Raw genomic sequence first — 16,017 nt, 5'->3', positions numbered from 1 at the left:
ATCAGCTCCTGATCGAAGAGATGGTTCGGTGGAATTCACGCAGGGTGTCGGCCACGCCGGTGGTGTCCTCGATGTGCAGGCCGTGGCCGAGACCCTCGAGGTGGACGTGGCGGACATCGCCGAGCAATGCCGTCGCCCGCCGGACATCGTGGTCCGACATGAACGCGCCGCGCTCGGCGTCGCCCTGGATCAGCAAGGCCGGACAGCCGACCCGGGCCAGCAGCGCGTCCGGGTCGTAGTCGCGGGTCATGCGTCCGTTGTGGTACTGGGCGAGGACCTGCGCGTCGAACTGATCCAGCGACTTCGCGAGCGAGCGCAAGGCCAGCGGCAGCCCGGCCAGCCACAGCATCGCCGTCTCGCGCGGGATGTCGGCGGGATAGATCCCGGAGTCGGCGATGATCAACGACCGCACCAGATCCGGACGCCGGGCGGCGACGGTCAAAGCGACCCAGCCGCCCAGCGAATGCCCGTAGAGATGGGCCGGCTCGCCGATGACATCGGCGATGAACGCGATGACGTCATCGGCGAAATCACCGATTCCGTAGTCGGCCGACCGGCTCGAGACGCCGTGCCCGCGCAGATCGGGCGCGTACTGGCGGTAGTGGTCGGACAGCGCGACCATCAGCGGGCCGTAGACCTGCCAGCGCGCGCCGACACCGTGCAGCAGCACCAGCGGCGGCCCGGCGCCGGGCAATTCGCCGTATCCCTGGTGCACTCCGCCGCTGTCGACCTGCTGGGCCAGCGGTCGTGGCCTGCGGGTCATAGGACCGGTCCGACGACGAGGGCGAAGTGCGTGCCGCCCAGTGAACTGCTGACCAGCAGGGCCGGTCCATCCAGGCCGGGGCCGAGCGCCAGGGCGAGCGCCAACGGGCCGCCCGCGCCGATCGGCTCCCCGAACAGCCGTTTCGGATCGAACCACCGGGTTGTCGAATTCCCGGCGAAAACCCGTGACAGTGCGGACATTTCCGGCTCGTCGGCCGCCGGAACGCCGATGCTGTTGGTCCACACCGCGCGCACGTCGCCGGGCTCCACACCGGCCTGCTCGAGCGCCTGGCGCGCCGCGCGCTCGACGCCGCGGCCCGTACGATCCCAGCGGCCGACTCCCTGTGCGTCCGAGGCGATTCCGTAGCCGAGCAGTTCCGCGCACGGCGTCGCGCCGCGGGCGGCCGCGGTGCTCGCGCGTTCCAGCAACACGGCGATTCCGGCTTCGGCGATCCCGAATCCCGCGGTGGCCATCGGCCCGACGGCCCGGTAGGCGTCGATGACGGTGTCGGTGAGGGTATCGGCCGCGATGGCCAGCATACTGTCGGCCTCGTCGCGGGTCAGAATGTCGCAGGCGTAGGCCAGCGCGGCCGCGCCGGCGGCATGCCCGGTGGTGACCGTGGTGGTGGGCCCGACCGCACCCACGTGCATCGTCACCTGCCCGGTCGCCGCGTTGTAGACGGTGTTCGGGAACAGCGCGGGGCTGGCCGCGAGCGGCCCGTTGTCGAACAGCGGCCGCGCGAAGGCCTCCATCGAATCCATCGGGCCGATGCCGGTGCCGAGCACCGTGCCCACGCGCGTGCGGTTGTCGTCGTCGATGACCAGGCCGCCGTCCTCGAGGGCCAGCCGGGAGGCAACGACGCTGAAGATGCCGAGCCGGTCCATCCGGCGGCGCGCCTTGGCCGTGAGGTACTCGGCCGCATCGAGCGGCACCCGGCCGATGCGCGCGCCGGATTCCGCCGCGGTGCAGAGCTTCCCCTGCGCAAAGGCCTCGCGCAGCGCGGCCGTTCCGGTCCCGGCGCAGGTGAGCGCGCCGATGCCGGTGATCACCACGCGATCGGCGACCGGCGTGGCGGGCACGGACGGGCCGCGGGTCAGCACCAGCGAGGCGTTGGCGCCGCCGAAGGCGAAATTGTTCGACATGGCGACCGGAATGTCCAGGCTGCGTGGAATATTCGGCGTGTAGTCCAGGTCGCACTCCGGGTCACCCGGGGTGTAGTTCGCCGTGGGCGGGGCGACCTGCTCCTCGATCGCCTTCACGGTCACGATCGCCTCGACCGCGCCGGCAGCGCCCAGCAGGTGGCCGATCATGGACTTGGTGCTGCTGACCGCGATGGTGCGGCTGGCCGCGCCGAGACCGACCTTCATCGCCATGGTTTCGGCCGGATCGTTCTTGGCGGTACCGGTGCCGTGACTGTTGACGTACACCACGTCCTCGGGCCGGCGACCCGCCGCGCGCAACGAGGCCCGGATGGCGCGCGCCGCACCGGTGCCGTCGGGGCGGGGCGCGGTGGCGTGATACCCGTCGGCCGACAGTCCGAGCCCGGCCACCTCGGCCAGGATCGGGCGGCCCACACTCGCGGCCAGGTCGGCGCGCACCAGGACCAGCATGCCGCTGCCCTCGCCGAGCGAAAGTCCCTGCCGATCTTTGGAATACGGTGCGGCGGGCACCGGAGACAGCGATTCGAGAGAATTGAATCCCGCGACGAGCACATCCGAGAGCGCGTCGGTGCCGCCGGCGAGGACCGCGTCGGCGCGCCCGGCGCGAATCAGGTCGGCGGCGTAGCCGACCGCGTTCGCGCCGGCCGCGCACGCGGTATTGACCGACAACACCGGCCCGCGCGCACCGAAGGCGCCCGCGACCGCCTCGGCCAGCGCCTGGGGCGGGGTGAACAGCAGCACCCGCGGATCGACCGGCTCGCCCAGGTCGCGGCCGCGGTACCAGTGCCGGGCGCTGAGCAGCCCGGCATTGCAGGTGCCGAGCACCACGCCGAATCGTTCGGCGGGGACGACCTGGTTGATCGCGCCGACCGATTCCATCGCCTCCTCGGCGGCGATCAGCGCGAAATCCAGTGCGCAGTCGGCGAATCCCTCGGGATATCCGACCTCGTGCTTGGGAGCGGGCGCGTCGGTCACCTCCCCGGCCATGCGGGTACGGAAGCCGTCCATCGACATGTGCTCGACCGGGCGGATGGCCACCCGGCCCCAGCTCGCGCCGAGCCACAGATCCTCGGCGGTCGGTCCCTGGGAGGTGATGGCGCCGACGCCGATGACGGCGACGCGGCAGGGAGCGTTCGTGACCGGTGTGTTCATGACAGTGCTGTCCTTGCTGTGTGTGCCCGGAGGACGAGTGCGACATGCTGACCCTGGAAGCCGCGGGCCAGGGCCAGCACGGCGCCGACGAGCTGTTGGTGGCCCGGTTCGGTGATCCAGCGCGGCCCCGCGCACGCGGGGTCCGGATCGGTCAGGGTGGAGATGGGCGGCACCGCACCGTGTTTCACGATCAACGCGGCCACCGCCGCATTGAGCGCACCCGCGCCCGCCACCAGGTGGCCGGTCGCCGCGGTGACCGCGGTGACCGGGATTTGTTCGAGCCGAGAACCGAAAACCGTTCGTAGCACGTCGATCTCGGCGGCGTCGACGGTGGGGACCGCGGAGCCTTCCGCGACGATGCAGTCGATCCCGTCGGCTTCGAGACCGGCCTCGGCCAGCGCGGCGGTGATCGCACCGATCGCTCCCGAGGTGTCATCGGTGCCCGTGGCCGCGAATCCCCTTCCGAAACCGGCGATCTCGGCATAGACCGACGCTCCCCGCTCGGCGGCGGACTCGGCGTCCTCGACGACGACGAACGCAGCCCCGTCACCGGGCGCGAAGCCGTCGCGGTGCCGCCCGTAGGGCCGGACCGCGGCCGGACCGAGTTCGTTGCGGATACTCAAGACCTCGGCCGGATCGAGCTTGGTCATGCTCCACCACGAGGTGGGGTCGTCGAAGCCGCCCGCGACCGCGACCGCGGCCTCACCGCGCCGGACCGCGCGGAAGGCCCGGCCGATCGCGGTGGCGCCGACCTCGGCGGTTCCGGCGAAATACGTATTGGTGCCGCGCAATCCGTGCGCCTGGGAAATGTAGAACAGTGCGGCCGCCTGCAAGCCCTCCACATAGAACAGGGGGTAGAACGCCGCGGCTCCCTCGGTGCCCATGCGGGCCAGATCCGCGGTGCCGTCCGGGTTTCGGGCCAGCAGCACCGCGTCGAGCACCTTGGCGGGCTCGGAGATCTCCTTGTTGCCGCCCAGGAACAGCCCGGCGCGATCGGGATCGTCGATCGTCACGGCGGCGTCGGCGAGGGCCAGGGACGCACCGGCGACGCCGAACTGGTCATTGCGGGTCATATTGCGCAGCACGCGCCGATTCGCCGCGAACGGCGCCGGATCGAAGTCCGAGACCTCCGCGCCGAGCCGCGAACGCAGCGAACCGGCGTCGAAACCGCGCAGGTCACCGACCGCACTCCGGCCGTCCAGCAACGCCTTCCAGGTCTCGGCGGTGCCGACGCCGAGACCGGTGACCAGCCCGATTCCGGTGATGACAACCCGTTTCACAGCGCACCCCCGGTGCCGATCGCCGAGAGCTCGAGGCGGGCGACGGTCGTCACCCGCTTGCCGTCCACCAGCACCCGGCCGCTGCAAACGCCGGGCTCGAGCAGGTCGACGTGGAGCTGCATGCGGTCCCCCGGTCGCACGAAATGGCGGTACCGGACCGTGCGTGCCGCCGTCAATTGCCAGCTGCCACCGACTGTTTCGGAAACCAGCAACCCCGCGAGCACACCGAGCGAGCCGAGGATCAGCACGCCGGGCAGCACCGGAAAGCGCGGGAAATGGCTGTCGAACAGGGGCAGTGTGCTGGGCACATTACGCACTGCCGCGGCGGTGCGGCCCGGCTCGAGCTCGACGATGCGATCCAGGTCGGCGAGCGCCGGCGCCGGCGCGGTGATGGCGGTCATGGCGTGTCCTTCCTCAGGATCAAGCAGGCGTTGGTGCCGCCGAACGCGAACGCGTTGACCATCACCGTGTCGGTGTCGACCGCCTGTGCGGTGTTCGCGACGTAGTTCAGATCGAGGGCGGGGTCGGGCCGCTCGAGATTGATGGTGGGCGGGGCGTATCCGGTGCGCAGCACGCCGAGCGCGCCGAGCAGCCCGGCGCCGGCGGCCGCGGCGGTGAGGTGACCGATCATGGACTTCACCGAGCTGATGGCGAGTTCGTCAGCGTGCGCGCCGAACACGTCCTTGATCGCGCGGGTCTCACAGATGTCGTTGCCGGGCGTCGAAGTCCCGTGCGCGGCAATGTATCCGACCTCGGCGGCCGGCAGACCGGCGTCCTCGAGTGCCTGCGCCATCGCCAGGCTGACACCGCCGCCGTCCGGTGGCGGGTCGGTCATGCGGTAGGCGTTCATGGTGGCCGCGTACCCGACGATCTCGGCATGGATGTGCGCGCCGCGGGCACGGGCCGACTCCAGATCCTCGAGCACGAACATCACCGCGCCCTCGCCGAGCACGAATCCGGACCGGTCATCGCTGAAAGGCCGTGAGGCCCTTTGCGGTTCGTCGGCGTGGTCGGTGGTGAGCGCACCCAGCAGGGAGAAGCCGAGCACGTCCAGCCACGAGATCAGCGAGTCGTAGCCGCCGGCCAGCATCATCCGGGCCTCGCCCTCCTGAATGATCCGGTACGCCTCGCCGAGCGCATGCCCGGAGGCGGTACAGGCGGTGGAGACGCCGACCATCGGCCCGGTGCAGCCGCCCGCCCGGGCGATGGCGGCCGCCGGGGTGTTCTGATCACGTTCGCGCACATGCTCGACCGGCTGCCGGTACAGCGGCAGCTCTTCGCGCAGCCGATGGAAGATCTCGGCCATCTCCGCGAGCGCGGGCCGCCCGGCCGTGGCGCCGACGCTGACGCCGCGCTCGGCCGGGCGGTAGTCGCCGCCGTCCGCGAGGCCCGCATCGGCGAGGGCTTCCAGGGCGGCGGCGACACCGAAGGCACCGGGACGGGAAAGGTCGCGTCGCAGTGCCGGGTCGGGGATGGCGGTCTCGGCGTCGAAGTCCTTCACCATGCCGGCGATGTGGACCGCGAAGCTCGAGGCGTCGAAGGCGGTGATGGCGCCGACGCCGGATCGTCCTTCCCGCAAGGCATTCCAGGTGGTTTCGGCGTCATTGCCGACGGGTGTGACCGCCCCGACACCGGTGATGGCGACTCGCCTCACGATCGCACCAGTCCTTCCAGCAGGCGGAGCGAGTCCGCGTCCTCGGCCAGATCGCCCGCGTCGATGAGGGCGCACATGATGTCGGTGGCGCGCATGATCGGCACGCCGTCGACGGTGGCCGTGCCCGACAGCACGGCCATTTCGTCGGACATGGATTCGACGACGCCGTCCAGGACCACCTCATCGCCGGGCCTTGCGACGCCGCTGAATTCGACGCTGCCGATCTGCAGCAGCGCCGCGCGCTTGCGGCGCTCGGTGGAGAGCATGATCAGCCAGGTGCCGGCCTGGCACAGTGCTTCGAGCACGAGCGGAGAGTTGAGGACCGGTCCGCCCGCGCTTCCGCGTAGGCCCGACTCCGCGCCCGAAACCAGCTTGCGGCCGCGGACGCGGAGACTCGGCTCGTACTCGTCGATCCGGTCGATCAGGTGGAAACGCATGGCGCTCAGGCGGTGACGGTAGCGCGGGTCTCCACCAGGGCGACCAGGTTGGCGACGGTGAACAGGGCCATCACGCGCTCGGGCGCGAGCTTGCCGTCCAGGTCCATGTCGGCCAGCTGCGGCATGACCTTCTTCAGCTGTGCCATACCGGCTTCGGTGATGACATTGGCCTCCTCGTCGCCGAACTCGGCGTCAGGGATGCCGCCCTGCACATAGTTCGACAGCTCGGCGACGGTGACCTTGGTGCCGGTGAGCCGCTCGATGCGGAACAGGATGTCGAGCAGGTCGATGGACTCGGCGCCGAGCTCGTCGAGCAGCGACGCCGCGGCGGTCACCTCGTCCTCCTCGATGCCGAGGGCCTCGGCGACAGCGGTGCGGACCTGGGCGAACAGGGTGTCGTTCATCGGTGTTTCCTTACTATTCACGGGGTGCAAAGAGCACGGTGTGGAAGAGGTTGTGCGGCTTACCATTCGGGGCGGCCGAGGCCGAGCTGGGCGCCGGCGCCGCCGTCGACGGCGATGGTCGCGCCGGTGGTGTAGGCGGCGTCAGGTCCGGCCAGGTGGACGACCATGCCGGCGATGTCCTCGACGCGGGCGAACCCGCGCATCGGGACCTGCTTCTTGATGCCCTTGCCGCCCTTGTCGACGAGTTCGGCGACCAGGTCGGTAGGGGTGAACCCGGGCAGTACCGCGTTCACGCGGATGCCGAAGCGGGCCAGTTCGATTGCGGCACACCGCGTGAAGGCGTTGACCGCGCCCTTGGACGCGGAGTAGTTGGCCTGTCCGACCCAGCCACGTTCGCCCATCACCGACGAGATATTGACGATCGCGCCCTCGCGCCGGCTCATGAAATGCTGCAGGACAGCCTTGGTGCCGTTGAACACACCGCCGAAGTTCACGTCCATCACCGCACGCCAGTCGTCGGCGCTCATGTGGTAGATGAGCTTGTCGTTGGCGATGCCGGCATTGTTGACGAGGACGTGCAGCCCGCCCAGTGCCGCAATAGTCTGCGCCGCAAGCTCTTCGGCGGCGGCCGGGTCCGAGACGTCACCGGCCACGGCGATGGCCCGCCGGCCGCGGCTCTCGATCTCGCCCACGAGTTCCTTGGCAGCGGCGTCGCTGGCGCGATAGTTCACCGCGACATCCGCGCCCTCGTCGGCCAGCGCCAGACAGATGGCGCGGCCGATGCCGCGGGCGCCACCGGTGACGAGTGCGATCTTGCCGTCGAGTTTCATCGCGCACCGACCAGGCGATCGCGGGTGCGGATGGCGAAGGACAGCAGGCTCGCAATCGGCCGCGGCATGTCGGATTTGGGCACCATGCCGAGTTCACGGCCCATCCCGAGCTGGTCGGCCTCCTGCCAGCCTTCGACGATCTTGCCGTCCCGGAACCGCACGATGCTCATCGCGTGCAGCGTCACCACGCGATTGGTGGCCGGCAGCCCGTTGAATACCCCGGCGTGCGTGCCGGTCGCGCTCCAGCGAATGACCACCAGGTCGCGATCGGCGATGATCTCCTGCAGATCCATCACGAAGTCCGGCATGCCGACCCGGATGATCTCCATGGCGGCCCGCACGCCTGCGCGTCCCGGGGGCAGCTTGCCTTCGCGAACCTGGTCGTGGAAGACCGCGTTCTCGTCGATGAGCTCTTCGGCGACACTCCAATCGCCTTCGTTCCATGCCTGCTGGATATAGCGCTCCATGAGCGCCCTGTTCTGTTCGGTGGTCGTGGTCCTATTCGGCATGTGCCGGCTCCGTTTCGAGTGCGAGATGGCTGCGGGCGTCGAGTTCGAGCAGCGCCGGAGTGATCCGAGCGCCGATCGTGCGCAGGATGGCGTGGTTCAGGCGCGGACCCAGCGGCCCGCCCCAGGCGGTACCGGCGCCGATCTGGCGCGAGGCGACCGTCAGGGGCACGGTCACCGCCCGTCGGGCGCGCTCGTAGTCGCGCAGCCCGGCCAGCGGCGCCCGCGCCCGCGCCAGGTGGTGGGCCAGCATCACGCCATCGGTGAGCGAGGTGCCGGCGCCTTGGCCGAGGTCGAAGGTCATGGCGTGCGCGGCATCACCGAGAAGAGTGACCCGGCCGCGACCCCAGCGCCGCAGCGGCGGCCGGTCCATGGTGTCGCGGCGGTGCAGGGTGGCCGGGTCCGTGGCGGCAAGCAGCGCACCCGCAAGCGGATGCCAGTCGCGGAAGGCCATCCCGAGCGCGGGTCGCTGACCCAGATGGTCCCCGGCGGGCCCGGCGGGCGCCCGGCGGGTCGCCCACCAGCAGACCTTGCCGTCCCCGAGTGGGAAGAAGGCGAACCGAGCGGCCCGGCCGTGCATGATGCGGAAGGTGTGTTTCGGTGCACCGCAATCTGATTCGGCGATCCCCGACCAGTGGGCGTACCCAGGGTGCCGCGGCGCCGCCGACCCGTGCAGGTGCGCCCGGACCCGCGACTGCAAGCCGTCCGCGGCGACCAGCACCGAGCCGTATTCGACCCGGCCGTCGGTGAAAGTCGCCCGCACGCCGCGCGCCGAATCGTCGAACTCGCGCAGTGTCGAATTGAGCTGCAGGGCTTCGGATCCCAGTTCGGTGTGCAGCAGGTCGACCAGGTCGGCACGTCGGATGGCCAGCGGCCGGAGCTCGGGGTCGACGGATCGTCGGTCCATATCGATGCGGTACAGGATCACTCCGCGTTCGTCGCACATCTCGAACCGGTCGACCCGCTGGCCCGCGGCTTCCGCCTTGTCGCCCAGGCCCAGTCGGCGCAGCGAACGGCGGCCCGCGTACCAGAGCACATAGCAACCGCCGTAACGAGTGCCGCGCTGGGTGCGCGCCTCGTACACGACGGCGTCGAGGCCGGCCTGCCGCAGCGCGACGCCGGCGGCGGAACCACCGATGCCGCCACCGATAATGAGAATGGGTTTGCCTGAGTTGAGCATGCCGCCCCTCGAGAAATATTCGCCGGGACCAGAGAATGGACTACCTGTGATCCGGTGCGGCACTGCGCCGTTCACGTTGCCTGCAGCGAGTATTGCACTGAATTAAGACCTCTGCACTTGTCGGTCGAGTTAATTTCGCCCCAACACAACTCGGCGACGCAGAAATCAAAACCATACGGGAATGGCCGTAGTCCCTTTCAGGACTACGGCTTTCATTCCGCTGGACGGGCGTTCAATTATTCTTCTCTGCCTTCTTCCACGGTGTCCTCGTCTACCAATTCCACCCGTTCCCCGAGTGGATCGAAGACAGCCGGGCAGACCGATTCCGAAACCATCTCCTGCGCGAAATACGCCGAGGCGAGCTTCAGAATCGCGTTGGCGTGCCGCAGTTCCCGGTTCTCGCGGCGCAGCCCCGCGAGCTCCTCACTTTCATCCTCGGGCCCGCGCGCGGCGAGGATCCATTGGCGCAGGCTGGCCGGATGCACGCTCATCGTGGGGCCGATCGCCTGGGCGGCGGCGTACACCGACGGGTACTCGTCCAAGTGCTCGAGCGCGTAAGCCAATGCCCGCCCGCGGACTTCGGCCGGGTACCGCTTGGACACCGGCCTCACCCCCTCCGGCCGGGCATGAGGATGCCCACCACGACGGCCGCGGAAGCCGTGGCCACCGCGGCGGCCGTCGCCCCGGAGTGCAACGCATCCATGAACGCGCTCCGCGTCACCGCGAGGGCCTGGACCGCCGGCTGTCCGCGCAGGTCCGAGACCACGCCCAGCGCGGCCACCAGCGACTTCGATGCCGGTTCGGCCGGGAGGCCCAGGGGCCCGAAGCCGCTGGCGATCCGGTCCGCGAACACCTGGTTCATCACCGATCCGATGACCGCGATACCCAGGGCCGCACCGATTTCGCGAGTGGTGTCATTGACTGCCGATCCGGCGCCGAACTTGTCGGCCGAAAGCGAACTCATGATCGACTCGGTGGCCGGTGCAGTGCCCCACGCCAGCCCCGCAGCCATCAGCACCATCGACGCGACGACCGATCCCCAGTAGTTCGAGGTGGCGGTCACCTGTGTGGTGATCACGAAACCGCCGGTGAGCGAGAGCATTCCGAGGCAGATGACGATGCGGGGGCCGATCTTGACGGTCAAAGCCATGCCCAGCGGGGACATCACACCCATGACCGCGGCGAACGGCAGAATGGCCAAGCCCGTCTTCAAGGTGTCGTAACCGCGGATCGCCTGGAAGTACTGCGTGATCAGGAAGACGAATCCGAGCAGGCCGAGGAAGGCCATCAGGATCGCCACGCAGGCCGCCGTCACCCGGCGATCACGGAAGATACCGATATCCAGCAGCGGCTCGTCGGTATGTGACTCCCACCAGGCGAACAGGGCGAAAAGCAGTGCAGCAGCCGCGAATCCACCCAACGTGAGCGCCGAGTGCCAGCCGTCGGCCGGAGCCTGGATAACCGTGCGGACCAGCAGCCCGACACCCGCCATGGACAGCAGCGCACCGAGCACATCGAAACGCCCGATGCGCTCGGCACGCGAATTCGGCAGCAGCACCAGGCCGCCGGCCAGCGCCACCGCGATCAGCGGCAGGTTGACCAGGAACACCGAGTTCCACGAGAAGTGCTTCAGCAGCAGCCCGCCCGCGACCGGCCCGACCGCGGCGCCGAGACCGGAGACAGCCGACCAGATGCCGATGGCGGCGGCCCGCTCCTTGCGATCGGTGAAGATCGTCGACAGCAGCGCCAGCGTCGCCGGATAGATCAGTGCGGCAGCCAATCCCATCGCCGCCTGCGCGGCGATCAGCTGGCCGGTGCTGTCGGCGTTCGCGGCCGCCAGCGAGAAGATCGCGAACAGAACCAGGCCGATGTGGAGCGTGGTCTTGCGGCCGAAGCGATCACCGAGACCACCACCGGTCAGCAGCATGACCGCGAACACCAGGGTGTAGGCGTCGACGATCCATTGCATCGCGGTGGTGGAAGCGCCCAGATCACGACCCAGGGTCGGCAACGCGATGTTCACGACGGTGCTGTTGACCACGGCCAAGAGCACGCTGACGCAGATGAAGGCCAGGGCAATCCAGCGCCGGGCCCCCGCCTGCGCCGGTGGGGTCGAAGTAGCCGGCGCAGCCGCATCCTGCTGGTTCTGCGCCTGCTCGGTAGTGGGTGTATTCACGCCGCCCTCCTATAGAACGATGTACTATAGTTCCAGAACAACGTTCTACAGCATCCCGCGCAAGCCGTCAACCAGGGCGAACCCGTAGGGTGACAGTCGAATTCACCGAGAACAGGAGATCGAACCGAGATGGCCGAGCGTGCCCGCCGCACCCCCAGCAAGGACGTCGAACGCGTCTTGGTCGACGCCGCAGAAGCGGTCCTCGTACGCGAGGGTCTCGAGGGTGTGACCGTTCGAGCAGTGGCGGCCGAAGCCGGTGTCGCCCAGGCCGGCGTCTATTCCCGGTTCGGAGGCAAGGATGGCTTGGAACGTGAGCTGTTGATTCGGGGCTTCGATGCGCTGCGGGCAGAAGTCGCCACGGCGGACGAGGCCGATCCGATCATGCGCCTGCGCGTGGCCGCGCAGAGCTACCGCCGCTTCGCCATCGAGCACCCCGATCATTACTCGATCATGTTCGCGGCGACCGTCGGCAAACATTTCACCAGCGAGACCGTCCAGGAAAGTGCGGGCCGGGCCTTCGGTGAACTGGTGGTGCACCTCGGCTACGCCATCGGTCTCGGCGCGATCCGCACGGGCGATCCCGGGGATCTCGCCCAGCAGGTCTGGTCCGCGTTGCATGGCGCCGTCTCGCTCGAGCTCAACGGCGCCATGCGAGCCCCTGACCCGGAGGACAGTTACCGTCGGATGGTAGACCTTCTCATCCGGGGCCTGTGCGCGTAACCGACCGGCCCGATCAACCGGCCGACGGAGTGGCCGCGAGTTCGGTCACGAAGGATGGGCCGCCGAAATCCGGCACGCCCGTGCGGTGTTCGAGATCCGAAGCAACCATCGAGGCCGTGGCCCGGCCCGAGGTCAGCGTCCGCAGCGACGAGGTACCCTCCTCGGCCCAGTGTCCCGACAGATAGAGGCCCGGCAGCGGGGTTCGATGCGGCAGCCGCTTGCTCGCGGTCTGCGCGGGGGTGTTCTCCCAACCGTAGGCCGCGCCACCCGCGTTGCGGCCGTAGCGGAAAAGCGTGTCCGGAGTGGCGATTTCGATGGTTTCGAAGGCATCGCGGAAGCCGGGCACACCATTCTCGACCGCTTCGAGCAGTCGCTGCCCGTGCGAGTCGCGGATCTCGCGCCAGCTACCGTCCGCCCCTGTGCGAACGAGACTGGTGACAATCGCGAGATGTCCGCCTTCGGTGGCGAGCTCGGGATCGACCATGGTGGGGACGGTGACCCAGATGCCCCCGGGACGTGCGGCCTGCACATCGGCCCAGATCAAGTCCGGGTCCCACGATCCGAACACGAAACCCTCGTGTGACAGCCCCAATTCGCTCGGATCGGCCCGCAACCGGCCGTACAGTGCGAACGCCGACGGCGCCAGCTGGTACCGATCGAGGCGACGGTGCAGGGCCGGCGGCAGCGATTCCCAGCCGACCAGCTCGCCGAAGGTCTGGCGGGCATCGGCATTGGAAACCACGACCCGCGCCCGCAGCACCTCTCCCCCGCCGACGACCACGCCCGCCGCCCGGCCGTCCTCGACGAGAATGCGTTCCACCTCGGCGCCGAGCCGCACCTCACCGCCGTTCGCGACGACCGCTGCCGACAGTGCGTCGACCAGCGTCCCGAATCCGCCACGAGGGTAATAGGTTCCGTGATGCAGGGTCTCGAGCATCTGATTGAACAGCGGGAACGACATCCGCGACGGCGGCGAGCCGATGTAGGGCCAGATGCAGCCCAGCGCGGCCGCGCAGCGCGGGTCGTCGATGAACTCCCCGAGGACGTCGGTCAGGGTTGCCATGCGGTACTGGAACACCAGCGGCGCCGCGTTCATGGCCTCCTCGAGCCCGCCCGCGCCGACCTGCTGGGGAAGGGCGGCCAGCTGGGTGAACATGTTGCGGCGCAATTCGAACAACCGGCCCAACCCGGCCGCCTGCGCCGGGAACAATTGCCGGTGCAGGTCGAGGAAGGGCTCGCGGCCGGGCGGCGCATCGATGACGAGTCCGGGGAATCTCGCCTGATAAGTCTGTGGCAGTTGGAGGAATTCGACCCGATCGGCGACGTCGAGGTGCGCGAGCATCGCGGGGATGAACCCACCCGGGCCCGCGTCCATCGTGAAATGGATTGCCGGGTCGAACAGATTCGGGCCACGACGGAATGGCTGTGCGTACCCACCGGGTGCGTCGTTACGCTCGACGACCACGACGCGAAGTCCGGCACGGGCCAACAGCGCCCCGGCGGACAGCCCGCCGAGGCCGCTGCCGATGACGATGACATCGCTCATCATGCCGACGCTTTGCTCGATGCACCCGGGGTGGGAGCGGTCCAGTCGCACACGATTCCGGCGTACATCCACTTGGTGGCCTCCACCCCGATGATGGCCACGCGCTGGCCGGGCTGGATCTGCCCGTTGCGCCAGCCGTCGTCCAGGAACAGCGGCACGGCCGCGCAGCCGCACGCGCCGGTCATGGCCAGGTTGTCGAAGATGCGGCCCTCCAACGCCTCCCATTCCTCGGTCTGCAGCCCGGCCTCGCGCATCGAGTCGAGCATCCAGCCGGCGTTTCCCTCGGGGATCAGGCACCAGTCGGTGTCGGCGGCCTTCAGATCGGCGGCGGCCAGGGTATGGGTGAGCGCCTCCGCCACCATCACCGGCGTGAAGTCTCCGGCGCCGACCACATCGACCTTCAAGTCCACCAGCTTCTTCGAGCGCTGCTGCTGCAGCAGCGGCGCGTGGGTGCCGCCACCGATCGCCCAGATGCCCGGCTTGCGGCTGCCGCCGATGGCTCGGGCCGCGCCCTGGCGCAGGCCGCCGGTCTCGCCGGCACGCAGCACGATCGCACCGGCGCCGTCGCCGAACATGTACAGCGGCAACCGGTCTCGCATCCGGATCTTGGCGGGCTCGGTCTCCAGGAAGACCGGCGCGATCGCCGGCGAGATGGCCTCCACGCCGATCACCAGAGCCGTGGTGACCGTGCCCTGTTCGATGAAGGTCCGGGCGATGTCCAGGGCCTGCGCGCAACCCGATCCGCCGGAGCGGATCTCGAGAGTGGTGACCTTCTCCAGGCCGAGTTTCTCCTGCACCAGATTCACCGACGGCGGGAGCGTGTAATCCGGCGTGCCGGTGGCCAGGATCATCAGATCCACCTCGGCCGCCTCCACACCTGCGGCCTCCAGCGCCCGTACGGCGGCCTTGTAGGCCATGCCGGAGTTGCTGTCGTGGTGTTCGCCGGTCTCGGGGTCGATCATCCAGAAACGCTGTTCGATGGTGAGTCCAGACAGCACCTCCTCCGGCAGCGGACCGACGTACTTCTCGATGGTGGCGTTGTCGATCGGCTCGCCAGGCTGGTATCCGCCGGTGCCGATGATGTGAGCTGTGGGCATGAGAGTCCTAATCGATTTGTGGGACGGAGGTTTCGCAACTCGCACAGGTCGTGCGAGTCGGCTCACGCGCTCTTGGTGAGGCGGTAGTCGTCGGAGATCGAAGCGATGCGGCGAGCATCGGTGGCGGAGTGACAGTTCAGGAGGGGATAGCTGCGTCGGCAGATGCCGGTCAGCACCTTCCCCGGACCCACCTCGACGAAGGTGCCCACCCCGAAATCGACCAGCCTGGACAGTGTGTCGGTCCACTGGACCGACCCGGCCAGCTGGCGGCGCAACGCCTCATATGCCTCGTGCCCCGTGGTGATGAAGTCACCGGATGCGTTGACCACGACCGGAGTCTGCGGGCTGCGGAACGTCACCGTCGCCAACTCGGCGTCGAACGCCGCTTCCACGTCCGCCATCAGCGAGCAGTGAAAGGGCGCGCCGACATCGAGCTTCTTGACCTTGCCGCCCTCGGGCAACTCGGGTCTGGCCAGGCGGAGGAACTCTGTCACGGCCGCGATCGTCCCGGAGACCACCGTCTGCGTCGGCTCGTTGTAGTTGGCGACTTCCACGACTTCAGCGGTCGTCGCGGCCGCCTCGGCGCACAGCTTCTCGACTGTCCCCGCGGAGAGTCCCAGCGCCACCGCCATTGCCCCGGGCGTGGTTTCGTTGACAGCCGCCATCAGCTGACCGCGTCGCCGTACCAGCCGCAGCGCGTCGGTCCAATCCAGGACTCCCGCGACCACCAGCGCGGCGTATTCGCCGAGACTGTGTCCCGCTACGACCGCCGGTGACGGTATCTGCTCGACGAGCACACGATAGGTCGCATAACTGGCCAAGAAGATGGCCGGCTGCGTGATGTCGGTCCGCCGCAGAACGTCTTCGGGACCATTCCAGCATATTTCCGATATCGAGAAACCGAGTAGATCATCCGCGGTCTCGAAGATCTTCGCCACGAGCTCGGGGTGTGCCGTAAAGAGGTCCCGGCCCATACCGACCCGCTGCGAACCCTGCCCGGGAAACAGAAAACACCATCGGTCGTGGGAAATTTTGTTCATAATCCGACCTAGCACCAGAGGACGTATTTCCATTGAACGAGAACGATATTCGGCGAACATCGCCTCCAACGG

The 16,017-nt window shown here is 68.8% G+C and carries 16 protein-coding genes; 1 reads left to right on the top strand and 15 read right to left on the bottom strand.

From position 1 onward, the window contains the following. Position 1: 1 nt before the first annotated feature. The 12 genes from ACFXIV_RS40490 to ACFXIV_RS40435 form a co-directional block, all read right to left on the bottom strand. Positions 2-763, bottom strand: a complete 762-nt coding sequence (locus tag ACFXIV_RS40490) for an alpha/beta fold hydrolase (RefSeq protein WP_379403010.1) — start codon at positions 761-763, stop codon at positions 2-4. Next, the gene (locus ACFXIV_RS40485) at positions 760-3,075 is read right to left on the bottom strand and encodes a beta-ketoacyl synthase N-terminal-like domain-containing protein (protein ID WP_379403011.1); all 2,316 of its coding nucleotides are present in this window, start codon (positions 3,073-3,075) and stop codon (positions 760-762) included. Before ACFXIV_RS40485 ends, ACFXIV_RS40490 begins: the two co-directional genes overlap by 4 nt. After that, a complete protein-coding gene (locus ACFXIV_RS40480; protein WP_379403012.1) occupies positions 3,072-4,355 on the bottom strand; it encodes a beta-ketoacyl-[acyl-carrier-protein] synthase family protein in 1,284 nt (427 codons plus the stop codon). Before ACFXIV_RS40480 ends, ACFXIV_RS40485 begins: the two co-directional genes overlap by 4 nt. Then, positions 4,352-4,756, bottom strand: coding sequence for a 3-hydroxyacyl-ACP dehydratase FabZ family protein (locus ACFXIV_RS40475; protein ID WP_379403013.1), 405 nt, complete (start codon positions 4,754-4,756; stop codon positions 4,352-4,354). The genes ACFXIV_RS40480 and ACFXIV_RS40475 overlap by 4 nt, the downstream gene beginning before the upstream one ends. Beyond that, positions 4,753-6,009 (bottom strand): beta-ketoacyl-[acyl-carrier-protein] synthase family protein, encoded by a 1,257-nt coding sequence (locus tag ACFXIV_RS40470; RefSeq protein ID WP_379403014.1) that lies wholly within the window; start codon positions 6,007-6,009, stop codon positions 4,753-4,755. The genes ACFXIV_RS40475 and ACFXIV_RS40470 overlap by 4 nt, the downstream gene beginning before the upstream one ends. Then, positions 6,006-6,446, bottom strand: a complete 441-nt coding sequence (locus ACFXIV_RS40465) for a 3-hydroxyacyl-ACP dehydratase FabZ family protein (protein ID WP_379403015.1) — start codon at positions 6,444-6,446, stop codon at positions 6,006-6,008. Before ACFXIV_RS40465 ends, ACFXIV_RS40470 begins: the two co-directional genes overlap by 4 nt. Before the next feature lie 5 nt (positions 6,447-6,451). Further along, complete coding sequence (locus tag ACFXIV_RS40460; RefSeq protein WP_379403016.1) at positions 6,452-6,850, bottom strand: acyl carrier protein; 399 nt, start codon at positions 6,848-6,850, stop codon at positions 6,452-6,454. A gap of 59 nt (positions 6,851-6,909) precedes the next feature. Further along, positions 6,910-7,680, bottom strand: a complete 771-nt coding sequence (locus tag ACFXIV_RS40455) for a 3-oxoacyl-ACP reductase family protein (RefSeq protein ID WP_379403017.1) — start codon at positions 7,678-7,680, stop codon at positions 6,910-6,912. After that, positions 7,677-8,189 carry an ester cyclase gene (locus tag ACFXIV_RS40450; RefSeq protein ID WP_379403018.1) on the bottom strand — a complete coding sequence of 171 codons (513 nt, stop codon included), beginning with the start codon at positions 8,187-8,189 and terminating at the stop codon, positions 7,677-7,679. The genes ACFXIV_RS40455 and ACFXIV_RS40450 overlap by 4 nt, the downstream gene beginning before the upstream one ends. Next, on the bottom strand, positions 8,179-9,366 hold the full coding sequence (locus ACFXIV_RS40445; protein ID WP_379403019.1) for an FAD-dependent oxidoreductase: 1,188 nt from the start codon (positions 9,364-9,366) through the stop codon (positions 8,179-8,181). The genes ACFXIV_RS40450 and ACFXIV_RS40445 overlap by 11 nt, the downstream gene beginning before the upstream one ends. Positions 9,367-9,602: 236 nt before the next feature. Next, positions 9,603-9,968: a transposase gene (locus ACFXIV_RS40440; RefSeq protein ID WP_379403020.1), complete on the bottom strand. Its 366-nt coding sequence runs from the start codon at positions 9,966-9,968 to the stop codon at positions 9,603-9,605. Positions 9,969-9,973: 5 nt separating this feature from the next. After that, a complete protein-coding gene (locus ACFXIV_RS40435) occupies positions 9,974-11,542 on the bottom strand; it encodes an MFS transporter (protein ID WP_379403021.1) in 1,569 nt (522 codons plus the stop codon). Positions 11,543-11,671: 129 nt separating this feature from the next. Here ACFXIV_RS40435 and ACFXIV_RS40430 point away from each other — a divergent pair, with 129 nt between their 5' ends. Next, the gene (locus ACFXIV_RS40430) at positions 11,672-12,262 is read left to right on the top strand and encodes a TetR/AcrR family transcriptional regulator (RefSeq protein WP_379403022.1); all 591 of its coding nucleotides are present in this window, start codon (positions 11,672-11,674) and stop codon (positions 12,260-12,262) included. A 13-nt stretch (positions 12,263-12,275) separates the two neighbouring features. Here ACFXIV_RS40430 and ACFXIV_RS40425 read toward each other — a convergent pair whose 3' ends face one another. The 3 genes from ACFXIV_RS40425 to fabD all read right to left on the bottom strand — a co-directional run bounded on the left by ACFXIV_RS40425 (position 12,276) and on the right by fabD (position 16,005). Then, a complete protein-coding gene (locus ACFXIV_RS40425) occupies positions 12,276-13,808 on the bottom strand; it encodes a phytoene desaturase family protein (RefSeq protein ID WP_379403023.1) in 1,533 nt (510 codons plus the stop codon). Next, positions 13,808-14,905 (bottom strand): 3-oxoacyl-ACP synthase III family protein, encoded by a 1,098-nt coding sequence (locus ACFXIV_RS40420; RefSeq protein WP_379403024.1) that lies wholly within the window; start codon positions 14,903-14,905, stop codon positions 13,808-13,810. The genes ACFXIV_RS40425 and ACFXIV_RS40420 overlap by 1 nt, the downstream gene beginning before the upstream one ends. A 62-nt stretch (positions 14,906-14,967) precedes the next feature. Further along, complete coding sequence (gene fabD, locus ACFXIV_RS40415; RefSeq protein ID WP_379403027.1) at positions 14,968-16,005, bottom strand: ACP S-malonyltransferase; 1,038 nt, start codon at positions 16,003-16,005, stop codon at positions 14,968-14,970. Between the last annotated feature and the right edge of the window lie 12 nt (positions 16,006-16,017).

Origin of the sequence: Nocardia sp. NPDC059236, assembly GCF_042754085.1 — a bacterium.
GTDB lineage: Bacteria > Actinomycetota > Actinomycetes > Mycobacteriales > Mycobacteriaceae > Nocardia.
The sequence above is the reverse complement of the archived record's forward strand: the minus strand, read 5'-3'. Positions and strand labels throughout refer to the sequence as shown.

Excerpts from the sequence above, each read along its gene's own strand:
- ACFXIV_RS40490 (WP_379403010.1), bottom strand. The coding sequence starts at position 763 with ATGACCCGCAGGCCACGACCGCTGGCCCAGCAGGTCGACAGCGGCGGA.
- ACFXIV_RS40485 (WP_379403011.1), bottom strand. The coding sequence starts at position 3,075 with ATGAACACACCGGTCACGAACGCTCCCTGCCGCGTCGCCGTCATCGGC.
- ACFXIV_RS40475 (WP_379403013.1), bottom strand. The coding sequence starts at position 4,756 with ATGACCGCCATCACCGCGCCGGCGCCGGCGCTCGCCGACCTGGATCGC.
- ACFXIV_RS40465 (WP_379403015.1), bottom strand. The coding sequence starts at position 6,446 with ATGCGTTTCCACCTGATCGACCGGATCGACGAGTACGAGCCGAGTCTC.
- ACFXIV_RS40460 (WP_379403016.1), bottom strand. The coding sequence starts at position 6,850 with ATGAACGACACCCTGTTCGCCCAGGTCCGCACCGCTGTCGCCGAGGCC.
- ACFXIV_RS40455 (WP_379403017.1), bottom strand. The coding sequence starts at position 7,680 with ATGAAACTCGACGGCAAGATCGCACTCGTCACCGGTGGCGCCCGCGGC.
- ACFXIV_RS40450 (WP_379403018.1), bottom strand. The coding sequence starts at position 8,189 with ATGCCGAATAGGACCACGACCACCGAACAGAACAGGGCGCTCATGGAG.
- ACFXIV_RS40445 (WP_379403019.1), bottom strand. The coding sequence starts at position 9,366 with ATGCTCAACTCAGGCAAACCCATTCTCATTATCGGTGGCGGCATCGGT.
- ACFXIV_RS40430 (WP_379403022.1), top strand. The coding sequence starts at position 11,672 with ATGGCCGAGCGTGCCCGCCGCACCCCCAGCAAGGACGTCGAACGCGTC.
- ACFXIV_RS40425 (WP_379403023.1), bottom strand. The coding sequence starts at position 13,808 with ATGAGCGATGTCATCGTCATCGGCAGCGGCCTCGGCGGGCTGTCCGCC.
- ACFXIV_RS40420 (WP_379403024.1), bottom strand. The coding sequence starts at position 14,905 with ATGCCCACAGCTCACATCATCGGCACCGGCGGATACCAGCCTGGCGAG.
- fabD (WP_379403027.1), bottom strand. The coding sequence starts at position 16,005 with ATGTTCGCCGAATATCGTTCTCGTTCAATGGAAATACGTCCTCTGGTG.